This is a genomic window from Thiomonas arsenitoxydans (assembly GCF_000253115.1).
In the GTDB taxonomy this organism is placed as follows: domain Bacteria; phylum Pseudomonadota; class Gammaproteobacteria; order Burkholderiales; family Burkholderiaceae_C; genus Thiomonas; species Thiomonas arsenitoxydans.
This window is the reverse complement of record NC_014145.1, coordinates 1066037-1083797: the sequence shown is the minus strand read 5'-3', so window position 1 is coordinate 1083797 and position 17761 is coordinate 1066037. Positions and strand designations below refer to the sequence as shown.

Here is a 17761-nt window from a genome sequence, read left to right as displayed (position 1 = left end):
CAGGTCGGGCGCCCACCCGATTTTCTAGGCGACCCATGACTACCCACACCACTGCGCAGGCTGTCCCACCCATGCTCGACGTGCAGGGCATTGAGGTGATTTACAACCATGTCATCCTCGTCCTCAAGGGGGTGTCCATTCGCGTCGACAAGGGTAAGCGTGCAGGGAACCCCTCTTGACACCCGAAGTGAAGGTCAGGTGCTGAGTGCAGGGGGATTGGTTTTCGCCCAGTTGTGGGGCAGCAATTCGCCCAGACGGCTGTTGGGCCAGGTGGGCAGCTTCGTCAGCACGTCCTTGAGATAGGCCCAGGGGTCGACCTCGCAGAGCTTGGCCGATTCGATCAGCGTCATGAGCACGGCGGCTCGGCGGCCGGCCTGGGGCGAGCCCACGAAGAGCCAGTTTCGGCGCCCGAGTGCGAGAGGCCGAATGGCGTTTTCCACCGCGTTGTTATCGATCGGCACGCGCCCATCGGTGGCAAACACACACAACGCCCGCCAGCGGCCCAGCGCATAGTCGATGGCCCGCGCCGTGGCGTCGGCCTTGGCCAGAAGCGGGCGTTGCTCGATCAGCCAGGCGTGCAAGGCCTCGAGCAGGGGTTGGCTTTGGCGCTGGCGCAGCGCGGTGCGCGCATCGGGCGGATGCTCCCGAAGGGTCTGCTCAATGGCATACAAGGCTTTGATGCGCTCAAGCGCCTCCTGCGCGATGGCGCTGCCCGCCAGCTTGTGCGCCTCGAAGAACTTTCTGCGTACATGCGCCCAGCACCCCGCCTCCACAATGCTCCCCTGGGCATACAGCGCCTTGTAGCCGCTGAAGTCATCGGTGAGCAAGGTGCCTGACCAATCCTGCAGGAAGTCGCGCGCATGCGCACCGGCACGACTGGCGCAATAGTCAAACACCACCGCCGGCGTAGCCGCGCTGCGGTAGACCCAGACATAAGCGCGGTGTGTCTTGCCCGTGCCCGGCGCCAGCTCGGCTACCGGGGTCTCATCGGCATGCAGCACGGGTTGCTCCAGCAGATGGTCTTTGAGGGCCTGGGCCAGCGGTTCCAGGCGCACCCCGCACAGGCCCACCCACTGCGCCAGGCTCGAGCGCGGGAGGTGCACGCCGCTGCGGCGGTAAATCTCCTCCTGGCGGTACAGCGGCAGGTGATCGTCGTGCTTGGCCAGCACCACCTGCGCCAGCAGGCCGGGGGCGGGAATGCCTTTGTCAATGAGTTGCGCTGGCAGGGGTGCAGCCAACACCGTCTGGCAGCAGGCGCAGGCATACTTGCCGCGGATGTGCCGGTGCACGAAGAAACGCGTGGGCTCGCAGTCGAGTTGCTCGCTGATCTCCTCCCCGATACGGCGCAGGGTGTGGCCCTGCGGGCACAGGCCGGAGTCGATCTCGTAGCGATGCTCGATGCGCGGCAACTGGCTGGGCAGGGGCTGGCGTTTGGGGCGACGTTTGCCTGGGGCGGTGCGCTCCGCATCGGCGGCGCGGTCCTCGGCCTGTTCCTCGGCTTGCAGCAGCGCCTGCGTCTTGGCGTCGAAGAGCTGGCCTTGCGTGTCCAGGCTCTCGCTGGACTGGCCGAAGCGCCATTGCTTGAGGCGCGCCAGCTCGAAGCTCAGGGCCGCAATCTTGGTCGATTGAAATTTGAGCTCGGCACGCTGGTGCGCGATCTGTGCACCGAACTGCGCAATGACCGTGCGCGCGTACTGCGCCGCCGGATCGTCGCCCAGGGACTGGAGTTTGTCGTCGTCGATGGCGCTGACCATGCCGAATTCTCTCGCGCGCACGCGCGCGCGAGAATCGGGAGTTGCCCCGATCGACAAACGTCCGGGGGACTACACCACGGCAATGGCGCTGGCGGTGGCGTGCGCGGTCATGCGCTGCCACGGCAGCCCGGCGGCCAGCCAACTCCATTGCTCGGCACTCAGGTGCAGCGCCTCACGGTCCTCCTGCGGCCAGGCAAACCGGCCTTCTTGCAGTCGGCGCGTGCACAGCCAGATCCCCGAGCCATCAAAGACGAGCACCTTCAGCCGGGTGGCGCGGCGGTTGGCAAACACGTAGGCATGGTGGCGCTGGGCCGAGCCAAACCGGGCCACAACCTGGCCCAGCAGGCTATCCATGCCGCCGCGCAGATCGCTGGCGCCCACGGCCAGCCAGATGGCCTCAATGCGCAGCATGGCTTATCCCAGCCAGGCCTGCAGCCACTGCGCGCACTCGGCTGCGTGGGCCACGGGCCAGTCAATCTGGGCGCGGCGCTGGGCCCCCTCGCAGGTGATGCGGGCGTGTCCGGGATGGGGGCTTCCCTCCGCAGCCGCAGCGGGGGACGGGTTGCAGTGGGCGCGCACGAAGGCGCTGCGCCGAGGCGGCAGGGCCAGACCCGCGCGTTGGGCGCGCCAGCGCGGCGCGCTCGACAGCCAGCCGCGCAGTTGCCCGTAGCCCAGCCCCTTGCTTTGCGCAAACGCTTCGGCCTTCATCCCGCTGGCTTTGAGTTCATCGAGGATCGCCAGAATCTCATCAATCCGCTCTTCACTGAGTTTGTCTGATCGCATGGAGCCCCCGAAAAAACCCAAGCTTCGCTCAGCTCAGACTCATTGAAAAGATGGGTTCGGCAAACGCTTACCGACAAGGGACGCATTGCAGCGCTGCTCGGAGGCAACGGGGCAGGGAAAACCACGACCTTGCGCGCAGTGTCGTGCCTGCTTCGTGCCGAGCGTGGCGAGGTCACCAAGGGTTCCATTCACTATGAAGGCCACCGGATCGACAAGGAGGATGCGCCCGCTTTGGTTCGCCAAGGTGTGGTGCAGGTCATGGAGGGACGACACTGCTTTGCCCACCTGACCATTGAGGACAACCTGCTTGCCGGCGCCTACAGCCGCCGCGATGGCAAGGGTGCGGTGCAAGCGACCCTCGATAAGGTCTACACCTATTTTCCACGCCTGAAAGAGCGTCGTCACAGCCAGGCCGCCTATACCTCAGGCGGCGAACAGCAAATGTGCGCCATCGGCCGTGCGCTCATGGCGAGTCCGAAGCTCATCCTCCTCGACGAACCTTCGATGGGCCTTGCGCCGCAGGTCGTCGACGAAGTGTTCGCGATCGTTCGCGAGCTCAACCAACGCGAAGGTACGACTTTCCTGCTGGCCGAGCAGAACACGGCCATGGCCTTGCGCTATGCCGATCACGGCTACATCCTAGAGAACGGCCGTGTGGTCCTCGATGGCGCTGCGGCGGATCTGGCCGCCAACGATGACGTACGGGAGTTCTATCTCGGTCTGGCCGACCGGGGCCAGAAGTCATTCCGGGAGGCGCGAAGCTATCGCCGTCGAAAACGCTGGCTGAGTTGACCCGGCGGAAACCGTCAACAGATACCGAGGAGTAACCGTAGTCATGGAATGCCACGATACCCCCTATGACGCCCTTGAGACTCGGTCCGCAGATCAGCGAGAAGCCGAGTTCTGGAAGGCCCTGAGGCTCACCGCCGCGCATGCCAAAGCCAATGCATCAGCCTGGGCAGATAGGCTGCGCGAGATAGAACCTGAAGAGCTTACTGGGCGCGACGCACTCGCACGCATTCCAGTCTTGAGAAAGAGCGAGCTGCTGGCATTGCAAAGAGCAAGTTGCGAGCGCGGTGGCGATGTATTTGCTGGCCATGCCACCGTTGGTTGGACCACGCAGCAGCCACACCGGGCCACCGCACTCCGCGTATTCAGCTCCCCTGGCCCCATCTATGAACCTCAAGGCAGCGGCATCGATCCCTGGCGCATGGCGCGCGCCCTGCACGCAGCTGGGTTGCGCCCTGGGGAATTGCTGCACAACAGCTTCTCGTACCACTTCACCCCGGCAGGGGCCATGCTCGAAGGCGGCGCGCATCGGCTCGGATGTACGGTTTTTCCCGCTGGAATCGGACAGACCGAGTTGCAAGTGCAGGCCCTCGCCGATTTGGGCGCGCATTGTTATGGCGGAACCCCCTCATTTCTCGGCATCCTGGTCGATCGCGCCCAAGCGTTGGGCATCGCGCTGCCAAGACTGACCAAGGCACTCATCTCTGGAGAAGCATTGAACAGTGCGCTGCGCGAGCGGCTGGATGCCGCAAACATTACCGCATTGCAATGCTATGCCTCCGCAGATGTGGGTCTGATCGCCTTTGAAACCCGAGAACGAAACGGATTGCTTATCGATGAATCCGTGCTCATCGAAATTTTGGATCCAAACAATCGTCCCGTCCCTGATGGCGAGGTCGGTGAAGTGGTTGTCACCGTACTCAACTCGGCATACCCGCTGATTCGTTTCGGCACAGGTGATCTGTCCTCTATCGTTCCCGAATCGCGTCACACTCCGCTATCTTGCGGCCGCACGCAATTGCGCATCGCAGGCTGGATGGGCCGAGCTGATCAGGCCACCAAAGTAAGAGGCCTTTTCGTTCACCCGCATCAGATTCAGGATGTTCTGAAACGCCATCCAGAAGTCCGCTGGGCACGACTGGAAGTGTCGCAGCGCGACGGAGAAGATCAAATGCAACTGATCTGCGTCTCGGAAGTGGCATCGCCCAACCTGGCCCAAGCCCTGCAACAAACGATGCGCGACCTCACAAAGCTGCGCGCCGAAGTCACCTGGCAGTCCAGCGAAAATTGGCTGCAGAATGCACCTACCATTTCAGACCTTCGCGCCAGACCTTCAAGCCAAGCTCAGGCCGATGGTTGAGGCGACAACCCCATCATGCCCGGACCGACCGCTGAATTCTGGAATGAACGCTTTCGCACCCACACGACTGGATGGGATCGCGGCGCGGTGCATCCGCAACTTCTGCACTGGATCGCCGAGGGCACGCTCAAACCCTGTCGCATTCTGGTGCCGGGCTGTGGCGCGGGGCATGAGGTTTTGCATCTGGCGGCCGCAGGGTTTGAAGTCACCGCGTTGGACTACGCGGAGCAGGCCGTCGCCCTGGTGACCGAGCGCTTGCAGAAACAGGGTTTGAGGGCGACCGTTCTGCAAGCCGATGTGCGGCAATGGGACGCCCCGCAACCGTTTGACGCCATCTGGGAGCAAACCTGCCTGTGCGCGCTTTACCCGGACGATTGGATGGCTTACGCCAATCGGCTGCATCACTGGCTGGCACCACATGGGCGGCTCTTCGCGCTGTTCATGCAGACCGCAAAAACCGGCGCAGAGGAAGGGTGGATACAGGGCCCGCCCTATCACTGCGACATTCTGGCCATGCGCGCAGTATTTCCTTCCACACGATGGCAGTGGCCCAAGCCGCCCTACCCGCGCGTTCCGCACCCCGGAGGTTCGGCCGAACTGGCGCTCGTGCTCTCCCCAGTCGTATCAGACGCGCAGAAATAATCGGCTACGCTGTTCGATCTGGGCAGCGCGGTAGGTCGCCGCTTGAGCAGCGATTTTTCCGACGTTTTGGCGTTCAAACAACGAAACTCCCAAGCCCGCAGTTTGTCCGCATCGAGAATTTCCACCCCGCCATACCGCAGATGCAGCACACCGTCCGCCTCCAGGCGCTGAAAGGCCTGATTCACCCGCTGGCGCGACAAATGACAAAGCTGGCCGATTTCTGACTGGGTGACTTTCAGCGCGCCGCCATTCGCGCCGGCAAGCGGGTGAAACAAATGCCGCAGGGTTCGGGCGACAATCGATTCAGCACCGCTTTGCTGATCGTCCAGCGCCTGCAAGGTCATCAGTTCGAGGCGGTCGTTGAGTTGCTGCAGCAAATAATGGTTGAAGGCAATATTGCGCTCCAGCAACCACAGAAAAGTTTCGCGCGGCACCAGCGCCAATTCGCAAGTGCGTATGGCTTGGGCCTGATAGCGCCACACCCCCAGTCGCATCAGCGTTCCTTCGCCGAACCAACCGCCAGCCCCCACGCCGGAATAAACCAACGGTTTGCCGCTGGTCGTTGTCACGGTAAATTTCGCAAGCCCCGACATCAAGCCGATCCAATGCTGGGCCGTTTCGCCCAGAGGCTGCAGCGCCTGCCCTGCTGGCACGCTCTGGTAGCCCACTTCCGAAGCCACACGGGCCTTTTCTACTGGCTGCAAACGCTCCCACCAGCCGCTGCGGGCTGCCCAGATTGGCGTTTTAGAGTCGTTCATGCACATGTTTCCTGGCTCAGGCTCGATGCTCGCGATTTTTTGCCGTCACTCGCATGACTGCGTGTAAATATCATGACTTAACGCAATGCATCGTAGAAAGCGTCCCGCGGGGTGCTGCGCTTCGCACTTGAAACCGCCCCCATAAAAAAACCGGGTCATCCCCGGTTTTTATGTTGCGAGCCTCAATCGCAACATGCAGGCAAAGCGCCGTGCTGTATTCAGATCAGGAAAGATTCCTTGCTTTTGCCGCTGTCCACCGCGCTTTGAAGCCAGCGCGGCATTTTTCCGCGGCCAGTCCAAGTTTCGCCCGTCTGCGCGTTGCGATATTTCGGCGCGACCGTCGATCCCTTGGAAGACGCCCCGCCACGACGCGAACCGAGATCGGCCAAGGTAATACCGTATTCATCCATTTTGGCGCGAATATCGCTCACCACGGCAGCAATCTCTGCCTTGCGTTGCATTTCAGCCTGCTGTTTGAGGGCTTCAATCTGTGACTGCAATTCTTTATACGTTGCCATGAGCACCTTCTCCTGTGTTGAAAGTTAAAACCAGAATCATCATACGACAAAACAAAAAATAAAAAAGCCCGCACAAGGCGGGCTCATTCATATGCACTGGAATGCTTCAATCCATCATTCGATGGCCTTGGTGATATCTTCCACGACTTTCTTGGCATCGCCGAAGACCATCATGGTTTTGTCCATGTAAAACAGTTCGTTATCCAGGCCCGCATACCCTGCAGCCATCGAACGTTTGTTCACGATCACGGTTTTTGCCTTGTAAGCCTCAAGAATCGGCATACCGGCAATCGGTGATTTTGGATCGGTCTTCGCCGAAGGATTGACCACGTCATTGGCGCCAAGAATCACAGCGACATCAGCCTGGCCGAACTCTGGGTTGATATCGTCCATTTCGAAAACCTGGTCGTAGGGCACCTCCGCCTCGGCAAGCAGCACATTCATATGGCCCGGCATGCGGCCAGCCACGGGGTGAATCGCATATTTCACATTCACGCCGTGCTCGGTGAGTTTCTGCGCCAGTTCCTTGACCGCATGCTGCGCGCGGGCCACGGCCAAACCGTAACCGGGCACGATGATGACTGTTTCGGCATTGGACAAGAGAAACGCGGCGTCATCCGGGCTGCCCGATTTCACCGGGCGTTGCTGCACCGCTGCGGCGGTTGTGGAAGACTCGGCGCCAAACCCGCCCAGAATCACGCTGATGAAAGACCGGTTCATCGCCTTGCACATGATGTAGCTCAGAATCGCACCGGAAGATCCGACCAATGAACCGGCGATGATGAGCATATTGTTTTCGAGCGAAAAACCAATGCCAGCCGCAGCCCAACCGGAATAGCTGTTGAGCATCGATACGACCACGGGCATATCGGCGCCGCCGATGGGAATAATCATCAGTACGCCCAACACGAAGGCCAACGCCATCATGATGAGAAAGGGAGTCCAAGCCGCCGTAGCCCAGAACCAAAGACCAAAAGCGATAGCCGCCAGAAAAATAATCAGGTTGAGCCAATGCTGCCCGGCAAACCGCACGGGCGCGCCCTGGAACAGGCGGAATTTGTAGCGCCCAGCGAGTTTGCCAAAGGCGATGACCGAGCCGCTGAAGGTAATGGCGCCCACGACCGTGCCGATGAAAAGCTCGATACGGTTCCCCGGAGGCAGCGGGTCACCTGCAGCTTGAACGATGCCGAAGGCGTGAGGCTCGGCGACTTCGGCCACCGCGATACACACTGCGGCCAGACCGATCATGCTGTGCATGAAAGCCACCAGCTCGGGCATTTTGGTCATTTCGACGCGGTTGGCCATAAAAGCGCCAATGCCGCCGCCGACCACCAGCCCGAGTAGCACATATCCGAGACCAAGCGCCCCGGCATCGCCGCCCACCTTGATAATCAAGGCGACTGTGGTGAAGACTGCGATGACCATACCTGTCATGCCGAACACATTTCCGCGCCGGCTGGTCGTTGGGTGCGACAAGCCTTTGAGCGCTTGAATGAAAAAGACCGCTGCGAGCAAATACAGCAGGGTCACGAGATTCATGCTGAGTGTCATAAATTGAGTCCTTGATGCTGCGCGTCACCGGCCGCGGTTCGAAACAGATCGGTGCGACATCTGTTGGCGAAGCGGTAACGTCAGGTATCTATTGGGGTGTGATTTAGCTCTTGCCGGCTGTTTTCTTTTTGAACATGGCCAGCATGCGCCGCGTCACGAGAAAGCCGCCGAATACATTGACCGCGGCCAGCGCAACCGCGAGGGTTCCCATGATTTTGCCCAGAGGCGTCACGGTCAACGCGGCGGCCAGCATGGCGCCCACGATGATGATGGCGGATATGGCGTTGGTCACCGCCATCAGCGGGGTATGCAAAGCCGGGGTGACATTCCAGACCACGTGGTAGCCCACATAAATTGCCAAAACAAAAATAGTGAAATTGATCACCAGAGGAGAGATTTCATGCATGGCTCAGTCCTTTTTCAGGATGAAAATCATTGACAGAGTGGAAAATCAGGCCGTCTTGCGCAGCAACTGTCCATCGCGGCACATCAGGCAGGCGGCGACGATGTCGTCTTCCATATTCACCACAAAGCCCTTTTCCTTGTCGAACACCAGTTTCAGAAAATCGAGCACGTTGCGCGCGTATAGAGCCGATGCATCGGCGGCCACGAGAGCGGGGAGATTGGTTTCTCCCACCAGGGTCACGCCATGCTTGACCACGGTTTTGCCAGCTTCGGTCAAAGGGCAGTTGCCGCCCTGCGCTGCGGCCATGTCGATAATCACCGAACCCGGTTTCATCGACTTGACCATTTCCTCGGTAATCAGCACCGGCGCCCGGCGGCCCGGAATCAGCGCCGTGGAAATGACCACATTAGCCTGCTTGACCCGCTCGGCAACAAGGGCGGATTGCCGCTGCATCCAACTGGCGGGCATCGGACGGGCATAACCGCCGACGCCTTGGGCAATATCGCGCTCTTCATCGGTTTCGAAGGGCACGTCGATGAACTTCGCGCCCAGCGACTCGATCTGCTCTTTGACCGCAGGACGCACGTCCGAAGCCTCGATCACCGCGCCCAAACGTTTTGCCGTGGCAATGGCCTGCAAACCCGCCACCCCGGCACCCAGAATCACCACGCGCGCGGCCTTGACCGTGCCCGCCGCCGTCATCAGCATGGGCATGAAACGCTGGTAAAGATTGGCCGCCAATATGACGGCCTTGTAACCGCCGATATTGGCCTGGCTGGACAATACGTCCATGCTCTGCGCCCGCGAAGTACGCGGCGCCGCTTCGAGCGCAAACGCTGTCAGGCCCGCGTCGGTCATGGCCTGCAAGCCTTCAGCGTTGAACGGGTCGAGCATGCCGACCAACACAGTGCCGGGCTTCATCAGCCGGAGTTCCTCGGCTGTGGGGGGCCTGACCTTGAGCACCATATCGGCCGCAAAGGCCTCGGTGCGATCACCGATGGTGGCGCCCACGGCGATGTAATCTGCGTCGGGGGCGTCAGCGCGCAGGCCAGCATCGGCTTGCATCACCACGGTGTGCCCCTGGGCAATCAATTTTTTGACTGTTTCCGGTGTTGCTGCAACACGGGCTTCGCCGGCCAAAGTTTCCGCCGGAATGCCGATACGCATGGAGTCTCTCCTTTGAAGTCTGCTTTATCGGGGTCTGAACGCAGCACGAACACGAGATCGTTTCAGCCCCACTCAGTCGGAACAAATCTGTTTGCCTAAGCAATAGATCCAAGCGCAGCATTATCCCGCGTTTTCCCTAAGATTGCTGCAGCGCAAATTACGTACATCAGGAAATCTCTTTTGCTTTTTTTAATATTTTGCATCAAGCCCTATTTCTATTTCTTGCACTCTTGCCGCCATGAGATTTGATCCCTCTGCGCGTCCTCGCGTCACCGTTGCCGCCATCGTCGAACAGGACGGTCGTTTTCTGCTCGTCGAAGAGCAGACGGCGGGTGGCTTGCGCCTGAACCAGCCCGCAGGCCATCTGGAAGTGGGTGAAAGCCCGCTACAGGGCGCGGTACGTGAAGCACTAGAAGAAACCGGCCGGGTGTTCGTCCCCACCGGCCTGGTGGGCGTGTATCTGTCGCGCTCCCAGCGTCAAACGGCCAGCGGTCATCAGGACGAGAGCTATCTGCGGCTCGCGTTCTGCGGCGAAGTCTCCGCTGCAGACCCGGGGCGCGCGCTGGACGAGGGCATCGAGCGCACGTTGTGGATGGACCTCGACGCCCTGCGCGCCAGTGCCAGCCGTCATCGCAGCCCGCTGGTGTTGCGCTGCGTCGAGGATTACTTGCGGGGGCAGCGCTACCCCCTGGAGCTGATCGCCACCGACCCGAGTGTGTTCGGTTGAGCCCAGCCTTCTTTCTACAATTTGCGCATGACATCTTCTTCTCGCGGCATCGTTGTAGTCGGCCTTTCCGGCGGTGTCGATTCCTCCGTGTCCGCCTGGCTGCTCAAACAGCAGGGTTACACGGTCGTTGGCCTGTTCATGAAAAACTGGGAAGACGACGATGACAGCGAATACTGCTCCACGCGTCAAGACTGGCTCGACGCCGCGAGCGTGGCCGACCGTATCGGCATCGACATCGAGGCGGTGAATTTCGCGGCGGAATACAAAGAGCGGGTGTTTGCCGAATTTCTGCGCGAATATGCCGCCGGACGCACGCCCAACCCAGACGTGCTGTGCAACGCCGAGATCAAGTTCAAGGCCTTTCTCGACCATGCCATGCGCCTGGGCGCAGACCGCATCGCCACCGGACATTACGCGCGGGTACGTGAGACCGACCACGGCTTCGAGCTGCTGCGCGGGCTGGACGCCTCGAAAGACCAGAGCTACTTTCTGCACCGACTCAATCAGGCGCAGCTCGCGCGCACGCTGTTTCCGGTGGGCGAGTTGAACAAGACCGAAGTGCGCAAAGTGGCCGAAACGATAGGCCTGCACAACGCCCGCAAAAAAGACTCCACCGGCATCTGCTTCATCGGCGAGCGCCCGTTTCGCGACTTTCTCAGCCGCTACCTGCCCACGCAACCCGGCGCGATGAAAACCCCGGAGGGCAAGACGGTAGGCGAGCATCTGGGACTGGCGTTCTACACCCTCGGACAGCGCAAAGGCATCGGCCTGGGGGGAAGCAATAGCGGCAACGGCGAGCCCTGGTTCGTGGCCGGAAAAGATCTGGAACGCAATCAACTCATCGTGGCTCAAGGCCACGATCATCCGCTGCTGCTAAGCCACACGCTGCAGGCGCTGTCGGCCAGTTGGGTGTCGGGCACGGCGCCTACTGAGGAGGTCTTCGGCTACGGTGCAAAAACCCGTTATCGTCAGGTGGACGCCGCTTGCCGTTTTCAGGACCAGGGCCCTGAGCGCTTCACCTTGAAGTTCGACGCACCGCAATGGGCGGTGACACCAGGACAGTCTGCGGTGCTGTATGACGGCGAGGTCTGCCTGGGCGGCGGCATCATCGAGGCCGCATCGAGGAACGACTGAAAATTTTCAGTTCATCCGGGCCAGCAGGGTTTCAACCTCGTCGAGCATGGCGCTGAGCCTGGGCTGCTCGCCGCCCTCGGTGGGCTCCAAACGCCCGTCGAGTTCCTGCTCCAGAAAGCACACGGTCATGCGCACAAAAGTGCTGTCGAGCGCCTTGCGCACGGCTGAGAGCTGCTGAGCCACCTTCAGGCAGGGTTCGCCCTCTTCGATCATGCGTTGCACGCCGCGCATCTGCCCTTCGGCACGCTTGAGGCGGTTGAGAATGTCCGTGCGAGAGGCTTCGTTGGTCAGAACTGACATGGTGATGGCTCCGGGAATCTGTATGGGCTTGGTGCTGCGTTTCATCCAATCTTCTCCATCATAGGCGAGCGGCTCGAATCCGTCGGCCGCGCTCTTCAAGCCCATTTAAGCCGCATGAATCAACGCCACCGGCTCGGGTGCGAGCAAGCTGCCATCGCGCAGGCCGCGCGCCGTCGCCAGGGTCAACCAGCCGATGATCACCGAGGCCAGCGCCAGCGCCAGAATGGCAAAGGTCTGCATCGCGCCGTTTTGCGTCATGAGGGCGAGGTGCATCGACAGTCCGGCAAACGCAGCCAAGGGAAAGGACAGCGCCCAGTGGCCGATGGTGAAGGCTTCCTGCATCATCGGCTTGAAAGACAGAAAGCTCAGGATGACGAAGAACAGCGCAATGCCCCACGCCCCTTCCAGTGCCTCGACGGGTGCACCCAGCTGGGCAAGGCCCAGGCCGCCGGCCGCCGGAGGTGCTACTGTGATGAACAGCATGGGCAAGAGCTTGCGCGGCAGCATGCCGAAGGCCGTGACGCGCACCATGAATAGCACCTGCACCACGACAAAAAACAGTGCACCGATGGTCCACTGCGCTACAGACCAGATCTGAAAACCGAGGGCGACGCCGGCAAAGGGCACGACGACATTGCCTGCCGCGGCCAGAAAGAGCGCAGGGGTAATGCCCGCCCAGTTGGGGCCTTTGTCAGTCGCTGCGCTCTGCCGCAGGCGATGAAAAACCCAGACCGTCGCAGCCAACTGAGCCAAGGCGCCGAACATCCAAAATCCTGCCATCCAGACGTTGTTGGCGCCCAGCACCTGCACGACAAACCCGGCTATCACCAGCATCGCCATGGGCACCAGGGCCAGCACGGGATGTCGCACGGGGTGGCGCACATCGGCCAGCCAGTCGGATGCATGCCGCTGCAATCTCAGCCCGGTAAGCAGCGCGAGCAAGCCCAGCGCGCCGATGGCGGCCCAGCCCAGCACTTGCGAGATCATGGCCGCAGGTTCGCCGAGCAGGGCCGTGGCCTGATGCCAAGCCAAAGCGAGGCCGCCCCAGCCCAGCACCACGGCAAACCAGCCGGGCGCGAGGAACTTGAGGCGGGGATGAGCCGAACGTGCCATCACCCTGCCCGATCAGCCGCAGCAGTTGGCTTTGGAATCGGGCACACCCAGCTTGCGCAGGAAAAAGCCCAGCGGGCACAGATTGGTGAAACCGAACTGCAGCAGATTGGCGCCCACGAAACCGGTGAACAGCAGGAACCACTGCGAGACGAAGATCGGGCTCGCGGGTGCGCCCAACAGCACTGAGATCAGGATGAATGTGCCGGCAATGACACGGATATAGCGTTCGACAGTCATTTGAAAATCTCCAAGGTTGTGTTGTTGAATCGTCAGATTCAGGTCGTCAGCACAGGTTCAGGCGGTGCGGCCGGAGCCTTGGGCGGAACTTTGGGCTTCACCCGGATCTGCCAGACGTAGTAGAGCAGAGGGATGACGAGCAGGGTGAGGATGGTGGACAGCAAGGTGCCGAAGATCAGCGACACCGCCAGGCCGCCAAACACCGGATCGGACACCATGATGGCCGAGCCGAACATGATGGCCAATGCCGTGAGCAGAATCGGCCGCAGGCGCACTGCCCCTGCCTGCGCGACCGACTCTTGCAGGCTGTAGCCGCGAGCCCGGTAATCGAGGATGAAGTCGATGAGCAGCAGTGAGTTGCGCACCACTACGCCCGCGAGCGCGATGACCCCGATCATCGAGGTGGCGGTGAACGACTGATGCGTGATCCAGTGGCCGGGGAACACGCCGATCAGCGTCAGCGGAATGGCCCCCATCACAATGACCGGCAGCAGGAAAGACTTGTAATACGCCACCAGCAGCAGGTAGATGAACACCAGCGCCACCATGAAGGCCGCGCCCAGATCGCGGAACACGTCGAGCGTGAGGCGCATTTCGCCGCCCCACAGCAGTTGATAGCCTTTGAGGTCGCTCGCTGGAGTTTCGGTGAAGCCGAGGTTGCCGGTGGTGAAGGTGGTGCCGTTGGCCAGCTTCTTGCCGTCGAGCATGGAGTTCAGGCTCAGGGTGGCATAGACCGGGCTGGAATGAATCATTTCGCCGCCCACATAAACCACGGGATGCTGGTCACGGCTGTAGATGGGTTTGGCCAACGTGGTCTTCTCCACCGTGGCGATGCTCGAGAGCGGAATGACCTTGCCTTGCGCATTCTGGATCGGCACGTCGAGCAGTTGCTGCGGGCTCTGGCGATCGGCGCGCGGCACGCGCACGATGATGTTGACCGGCTCCAGCGCGTTGCTGTCATGCACCGCACCGACCTTCAGCCCGGATACATAGTTGTGCAGCAGCTGGATGATCTGCCCCGGCACGATACCCGACATCGCCGCTTTCTGGCGGTCGATCTTGATGCGGTATTCCGACGTCGTGGACGTCACCGAGTCGTCCTGGTTCATCAGGCCATAGGTTTTGTCGAAATCGCCCAGCACGTCTTTCGCGGAGGAGCGCAGAGTCGCATAGCTCGGGCCATACAGCTCGGCCATGACCTGCGCACGCACCGGCGGGCCCGGCGGGGTTTCGAACAGTTTGATGAAAGTCGATGGGAAACGCGCACGCACCGGGGCGAGCTGCTCGTAGAGCTTCTGCACAATGGCATGCGACTCCACCGAGCGCTCGTCCTTGCCCACCAGATTGACGCGAATCTGCGCAAAGTTGTCGCCGCGCTTGAGCATGTCGCCGCGCACCAGCGAGGCGAAGTCGATCGGCGCCGCCTGCCCAACGAAGGTCTGGTAGTCGACCACATAAGGATTGGTCGCCAGCACATCGCCCACCGCACGCGCCACCTGATCGGTGCGCTCGAGCGTCGAGCCCGCCGGGGTGTCGATCTGCACCAGGAAGGTATTGGTGTTGTCGTTGGGCAGCATCTTGAGTTCGACGCCCAGAGCCGACAAAGGGCCGTTCATGCCCGAGGGGCGGATGAACTGCCAGGCCGGCATCAGCATGGCCACGATGAGCAGCAGCAGCACGGCGAGGAACATCAGGTTGCGTTGAACACGGTTGCGCAACAGCGGCTCGATCAGGCTCAGATAGGCCGTGTGCAACTTGTCCTGCTTGTGCGCGCCTTCTTCTTCTAGGCTGCTGCTGTGCGCCAGCGCCTCGCGCATCGCTTTTTTGCTCAGCCAGACGCGCGCCGCCCAGGGCACCACGGTATAGGCCAGGATGAGCGAAGCGATCATGGCCACCGGTACGTTGATCGGAATGGGCCGCATGAAGGGCCCCATCATGCCGCTGACAAAGGCCATCGGCACGAAGGCCAAAATCACCGCCAGCGTGGCCATATTGGTGGGATTGCCGATCTCGTTGGTCGCCTGAATCACCGTTCGATTGAAGTTCTTGACCGGCCCGCCATGCAGGTGGCGGTGGATGTTCTCGATCACCACAATGGCGCCATCGACCAGCAGACCCAGCGAGAGAATGAGCGCGAACAGGGTGATGCGGTTGATGCTCTGGCCGACGATCAGATCGACCGTGAGCACGGCGAACAGCGTCAGCGGCACGGTGAGCGTCACGATGCCGGCCTCGCGCCAGCCGAGGAAAAACCACAGCAGCAGCGACACGCTGACAATGGCGATGCCCAGATGCTCCACCAGCGTGTTCACCGCCTCGTTGGCCTTGTGGCCGTCGTCGCGGGTCACGGTGACATGCACGCCCTGCGGCAGCGCATAGCTCTCGATCTCGCTGAGCTTGGCGAGCACATCGTGCACCACGACCACGGCATTGGTGCCCGATTTTTTGGCGATGGCCAGGGTGACCGCGCTCATCTCCTGACCATGCGGCTTGCCCTTGGCGGCCAGGCCCCAAGCGAAGTGCGACAGATCGTCCACCTGTTCCGGCCCTTCGGTGACCTTGGCCACATCCTTCAGATAGACCGGCTTGCCGTTTGGCGCGCCGATAAGGATGTCGCCCACCTGCTGTGCGTTGCCGAGGAAGCTGTCGATGCGTACCGGGGTGACCTTGTTGCCATCGACCAGATTACCGATGGGCGCCGCCGCGTTGCTGCCTTGCAGAATCTTGTCGAGCTGTTCGAGCGGAATGCCGGCGGCCGCCAGCTTGCTCGGCGAAATCGCCACGTTCACCGCACGCGGCGCGCCCCCCACCACTTCGGTGAACGACACCCCGGGCACGTTGCGCAGATGGGCCAGCACCTTCTCACCCACGTCGCGCAGCTGCATGCCATTCATCGTCGCGGACGACAGCGTGAGGGTGAGGATGGGCACGTCGTCCACGTTGATCGGCTTGATCACCGGCTGCATTGCCCCGGGGGGAATGCGGTCGAGGTTCTGCATCAACTGGTTGTACATCTTGACCAGGCTTTTTTCCTGGTCTTCGCCCACTTTGAACTGCACTGTGACCACGCCGAAATCGTTGGTCGCATAGCCATAGGTGTGATCGACGCCGGACATCGAGGCCATGATGGCTTCGAGCGGCTTGACCACCAGATTCTGGATCTCCTGCGGCCCGGCCCCCGGCTTGGCGACGATGATGTTCGCCGCCGGCACCACGATCTGCGGGTTGTATTCGCGCGGCGTGACCAGCAGCGCCAACACCCCGGCGAGGGTGAGGCCGACCATGATCAGGGCGGTGATTTTTGATTCGATAAACGCGCGGGCCAGCTTGCCCGCGCTGTTCATGGGAGCCGCATGTTCAGCCACGGTTGCCTCCGCCGATCTTCACGCCGTTTTCCACTGCAGGCAGATTGCTGGTGACAATGGTGTCGTCCGCGTTCAGCCCGGCCTGAATTTCGACATCGGCGCCCATCTCCGCGCCCAGACGCACCAGACGGAAGTGAGCAATGCCGTCCTTATCGACCACGAACACCCCGGTCATTCCGGCGCGATCGACCACGGCGCTTTGCGGCACGCGCAACTGCGGCGAGCTGCCGACGGCAAAGCCCACGCGCACGAAGCTGCCACTGTCCAGCCCGGCGTTGGCCGGCAGGTCGATCTTCACCGTGTGGGTATGGCTCATCGGGTCGGCCACCGGCACGGTCTGGGCGATGGTGCCCTGCAGCGATTTGCCGTTTGCCAGCACCTGCACCTTGTCGCCCACCTTGATCTTGGCGAACACCTCACCCGGCACCTGCGTCGTCACCTGCAGCTTGCCCTGCCCTTCAATCACCAGCACCGGGCGGCCCGGCGCGGCCAGGTCACCCTGGTTGGCCATCTTCTGCACCACCACACCGGTAATCGGCGAGGTCACGGAGGAATACCGCATCTGCGCGGCAGCGGTGTTGTAACCGGCCTGGGCCGCAGCCACCTGCTCCTGCGCCACCTGATAGCGCAGCTGCACCTGATCCCATTGCTGCTTCGGGATCGCCTGTTCCTTGTAAAGATTGCCGAAGCGCTCGAAATCACCCTTGGCGTTGGCCAGATTGGCCTGCGCCTGCGCCAGCCCTGCGCGGGCCTGCGCCACCTGGCCCTGAATGTCGGTGGGATCGACCTGGAACAGCAACTGCCCGGCCTTCACCGTCTGCCCTTCTTTGACATTGAGGGTGCGGATATAGCCCATCAACCGCGAGGCGACCTGCACCTGATTGCTCGACATCACCGTGCCCGACAGCAGGGTGAGGTTTTGCTGATCGCTCGAAGCGAGCTTGAGGGTTTGCGCCGCCACCACGCGGGGTGCGGCGGCGGTTTGCGCAGTCTCGGAGGGATGGCCGCAGGCCGACAACAGGGCCGTGGACAGCACGAGGGCCAGCGGCGCGCGGCGCAGCAAAGGCAGGACAGAATGATTCATGGCGGTCATGAGAGAAAGATCAGATTCGGATGCACTTCGGAAAACGACAGGCTGCGAACGGGAACAGCACCCA

18 protein-coding genes and 1 pseudogene are annotated in these 17761 nt (G+C 61.6%); 6 read left to right on the top strand and 13 right to left on the bottom strand.

From position 1 onward, the window contains the following. Window positions 1–35: 35 nt before the first annotated feature. Window positions 36–158, top strand: a pseudogene (locus THI_RS18755) (ABC transporter ATP-binding protein); the annotation flags it as partial. A 36-nt stretch (window positions 159–194) separates the two neighbouring features. Here THI_RS18755 and THI_RS04955 read toward each other — a convergent pair. The 3 genes from THI_RS04955 to THI_RS04945 form a co-directional block, all read right to left on the bottom strand. Continuing rightward, complete coding sequence (locus tag THI_RS04955; protein WP_013104726.1) at window positions 195–1754, bottom strand: IS66-like element ISThsp3 family transposase; 1560 nt, start codon at window positions 1752–1754, stop codon at window positions 195–197. Between the two features lie 69 nt (window positions 1755–1823). Then, the gene (tnpB, locus tag THI_RS04950) at window positions 1824–2165 is read right to left on the bottom strand and encodes an IS66 family insertion sequence element accessory protein TnpB (protein ID WP_013104727.1); all 342 of its coding nucleotides are present in this window, start codon (window positions 2163–2165) and stop codon (window positions 1824–1826) included. A gap of 3 nt (window positions 2166–2168) precedes the next feature. Further along, the gene (locus THI_RS04945) at window positions 2169–2537 is read right to left on the bottom strand and encodes a hypothetical protein (protein WP_013104728.1); all 369 of its coding nucleotides are present in this window, start codon (window positions 2535–2537) and stop codon (window positions 2169–2171) included. 42 nt (window positions 2538–2579) lie between these two features. Between THI_RS04945 and THI_RS04940 the strand changes: the two genes are divergently transcribed. The 3 genes from THI_RS04940 to THI_RS04930 are packed head-to-tail and all read left to right on the top strand — an operon-like array spanning window position 2580 to window position 5328. Beyond that, complete coding sequence (locus THI_RS04940; protein WP_013105136.1) at window positions 2580–3329, top strand: ABC transporter ATP-binding protein; 750 nt, start codon at window positions 2580–2582, stop codon at window positions 3327–3329. Between the two features lie 43 nt (window positions 3330–3372). Then, on the top strand, window positions 3373–4686 hold the full coding sequence (locus THI_RS04935; RefSeq protein ID WP_013105135.1) for a phenylacetate--CoA ligase family protein: 1314 nt from the start codon (window positions 3373–3375) through the stop codon (window positions 4684–4686). 15 nt (window positions 4687–4701) lie between these two features. Beyond that, complete coding sequence (locus tag THI_RS04930) at window positions 4702–5328, top strand: SAM-dependent methyltransferase (protein ID WP_013105134.1); 627 nt, start codon at window positions 4702–4704, stop codon at window positions 5326–5328. Here the strand turns inward: THI_RS04930 and THI_RS04925 are convergent. The 5 genes from THI_RS04925 to THI_RS04905 form a co-directional block, all read right to left on the bottom strand. Next, entirely contained in the window at window positions 5247–6086 is an 840-nt protein-coding gene (locus THI_RS04925) for a Crp/Fnr family transcriptional regulator (protein ID WP_013105133.1), read from the bottom strand. The genes THI_RS04930 and THI_RS04925 overlap by 82 nt on opposite strands. Before the next feature lie 218 nt (window positions 6087–6304). Beyond that, complete coding sequence (locus tag THI_RS04920; protein ID WP_013105132.1) at window positions 6305–6604, bottom strand: H-NS histone family protein; 300 nt, start codon at window positions 6602–6604, stop codon at window positions 6305–6307. A 114-nt stretch (window positions 6605–6718) separates the two neighbouring features. Continuing rightward, complete coding sequence (locus THI_RS04915; protein ID WP_013105131.1) at window positions 6719–8155, bottom strand: NAD(P)(+) transhydrogenase (Re/Si-specific) subunit beta; 1437 nt, start codon at window positions 8153–8155, stop codon at window positions 6719–6721. Window positions 8156–8258: 103 nt separating this feature from the next. Next, window positions 8259–8561, bottom strand: coding sequence for an NAD(P) transhydrogenase subunit alpha part 2 (locus THI_RS04910; protein ID WP_013122565.1), 303 nt, complete (start codon window positions 8559–8561; stop codon window positions 8259–8261). 45 nt (window positions 8562–8606) lie between these two features. Further along, on the bottom strand, window positions 8607–9728 hold the full coding sequence (locus THI_RS04905; protein ID WP_041608909.1) for a Re/Si-specific NAD(P)(+) transhydrogenase subunit alpha: 1122 nt from the start codon (window positions 9726–9728) through the stop codon (window positions 8607–8609). Window positions 9729–9966: 238 nt separating this feature from the next. Between THI_RS04905 and THI_RS04900 the strand changes: the two genes are divergently transcribed. Next, window positions 9967–10455, top strand: coding sequence for an NUDIX hydrolase (locus THI_RS04900; RefSeq protein WP_013105130.1), 489 nt, complete (start codon window positions 9967–9969; stop codon window positions 10453–10455). A gap of 27 nt (window positions 10456–10482) precedes the next feature. Then, a complete protein-coding gene (mnmA, locus tag THI_RS04895) occupies window positions 10483–11589 on the top strand; it encodes a tRNA 2-thiouridine(34) synthase MnmA (RefSeq protein ID WP_013105129.1) in 1107 nt (368 codons plus the stop codon). 6 nt (window positions 11590–11595) lie between these two features. On the opposite strand, the gene THI_RS04890 is transcribed toward mnmA, so the two are convergent. The 5 genes from THI_RS04890 to THI_RS04870 all read right to left on the bottom strand — a co-directional run bounded on the left by THI_RS04890 (window position 11596) and on the right by THI_RS04870 (window position 17688). After that, window positions 11596–11889, bottom strand: coding sequence for a metal-sensing transcriptional repressor (locus tag THI_RS04890; RefSeq protein ID WP_141130520.1), 294 nt, complete (start codon window positions 11887–11889; stop codon window positions 11596–11598). A gap of 105 nt (window positions 11890–11994) precedes the next feature. Next, window positions 11995–13002 carry an SLAC1 anion channel family protein gene (locus THI_RS04885; protein WP_013105127.1) on the bottom strand — a complete coding sequence of 336 codons (1008 nt, stop codon included), beginning with the start codon at window positions 13000–13002 and terminating at the stop codon, window positions 11995–11997. A gap of 12 nt (window positions 13003–13014) precedes the next feature. Continuing rightward, complete coding sequence (locus tag THI_RS04880; RefSeq protein ID WP_013105126.1) at window positions 13015–13239, bottom strand: YgaP family membrane protein; 225 nt, start codon at window positions 13237–13239, stop codon at window positions 13015–13017. 38 nt (window positions 13240–13277) lie between these two features. Beyond that, window positions 13278–16604, bottom strand: coding sequence for an efflux RND transporter permease subunit (locus THI_RS04875; protein WP_041608908.1), 3327 nt, complete (start codon window positions 16602–16604; stop codon window positions 13278–13280). Then, on the bottom strand, window positions 16597–17688 hold the full coding sequence (locus tag THI_RS04870; RefSeq protein WP_013105124.1) for an efflux RND transporter periplasmic adaptor subunit: 1092 nt from the start codon (window positions 17686–17688) through the stop codon (window positions 16597–16599). Before THI_RS04870 ends, THI_RS04875 begins: the two co-directional genes overlap by 8 nt. Window positions 17689–17761 lie beyond the last annotated feature (73 nt).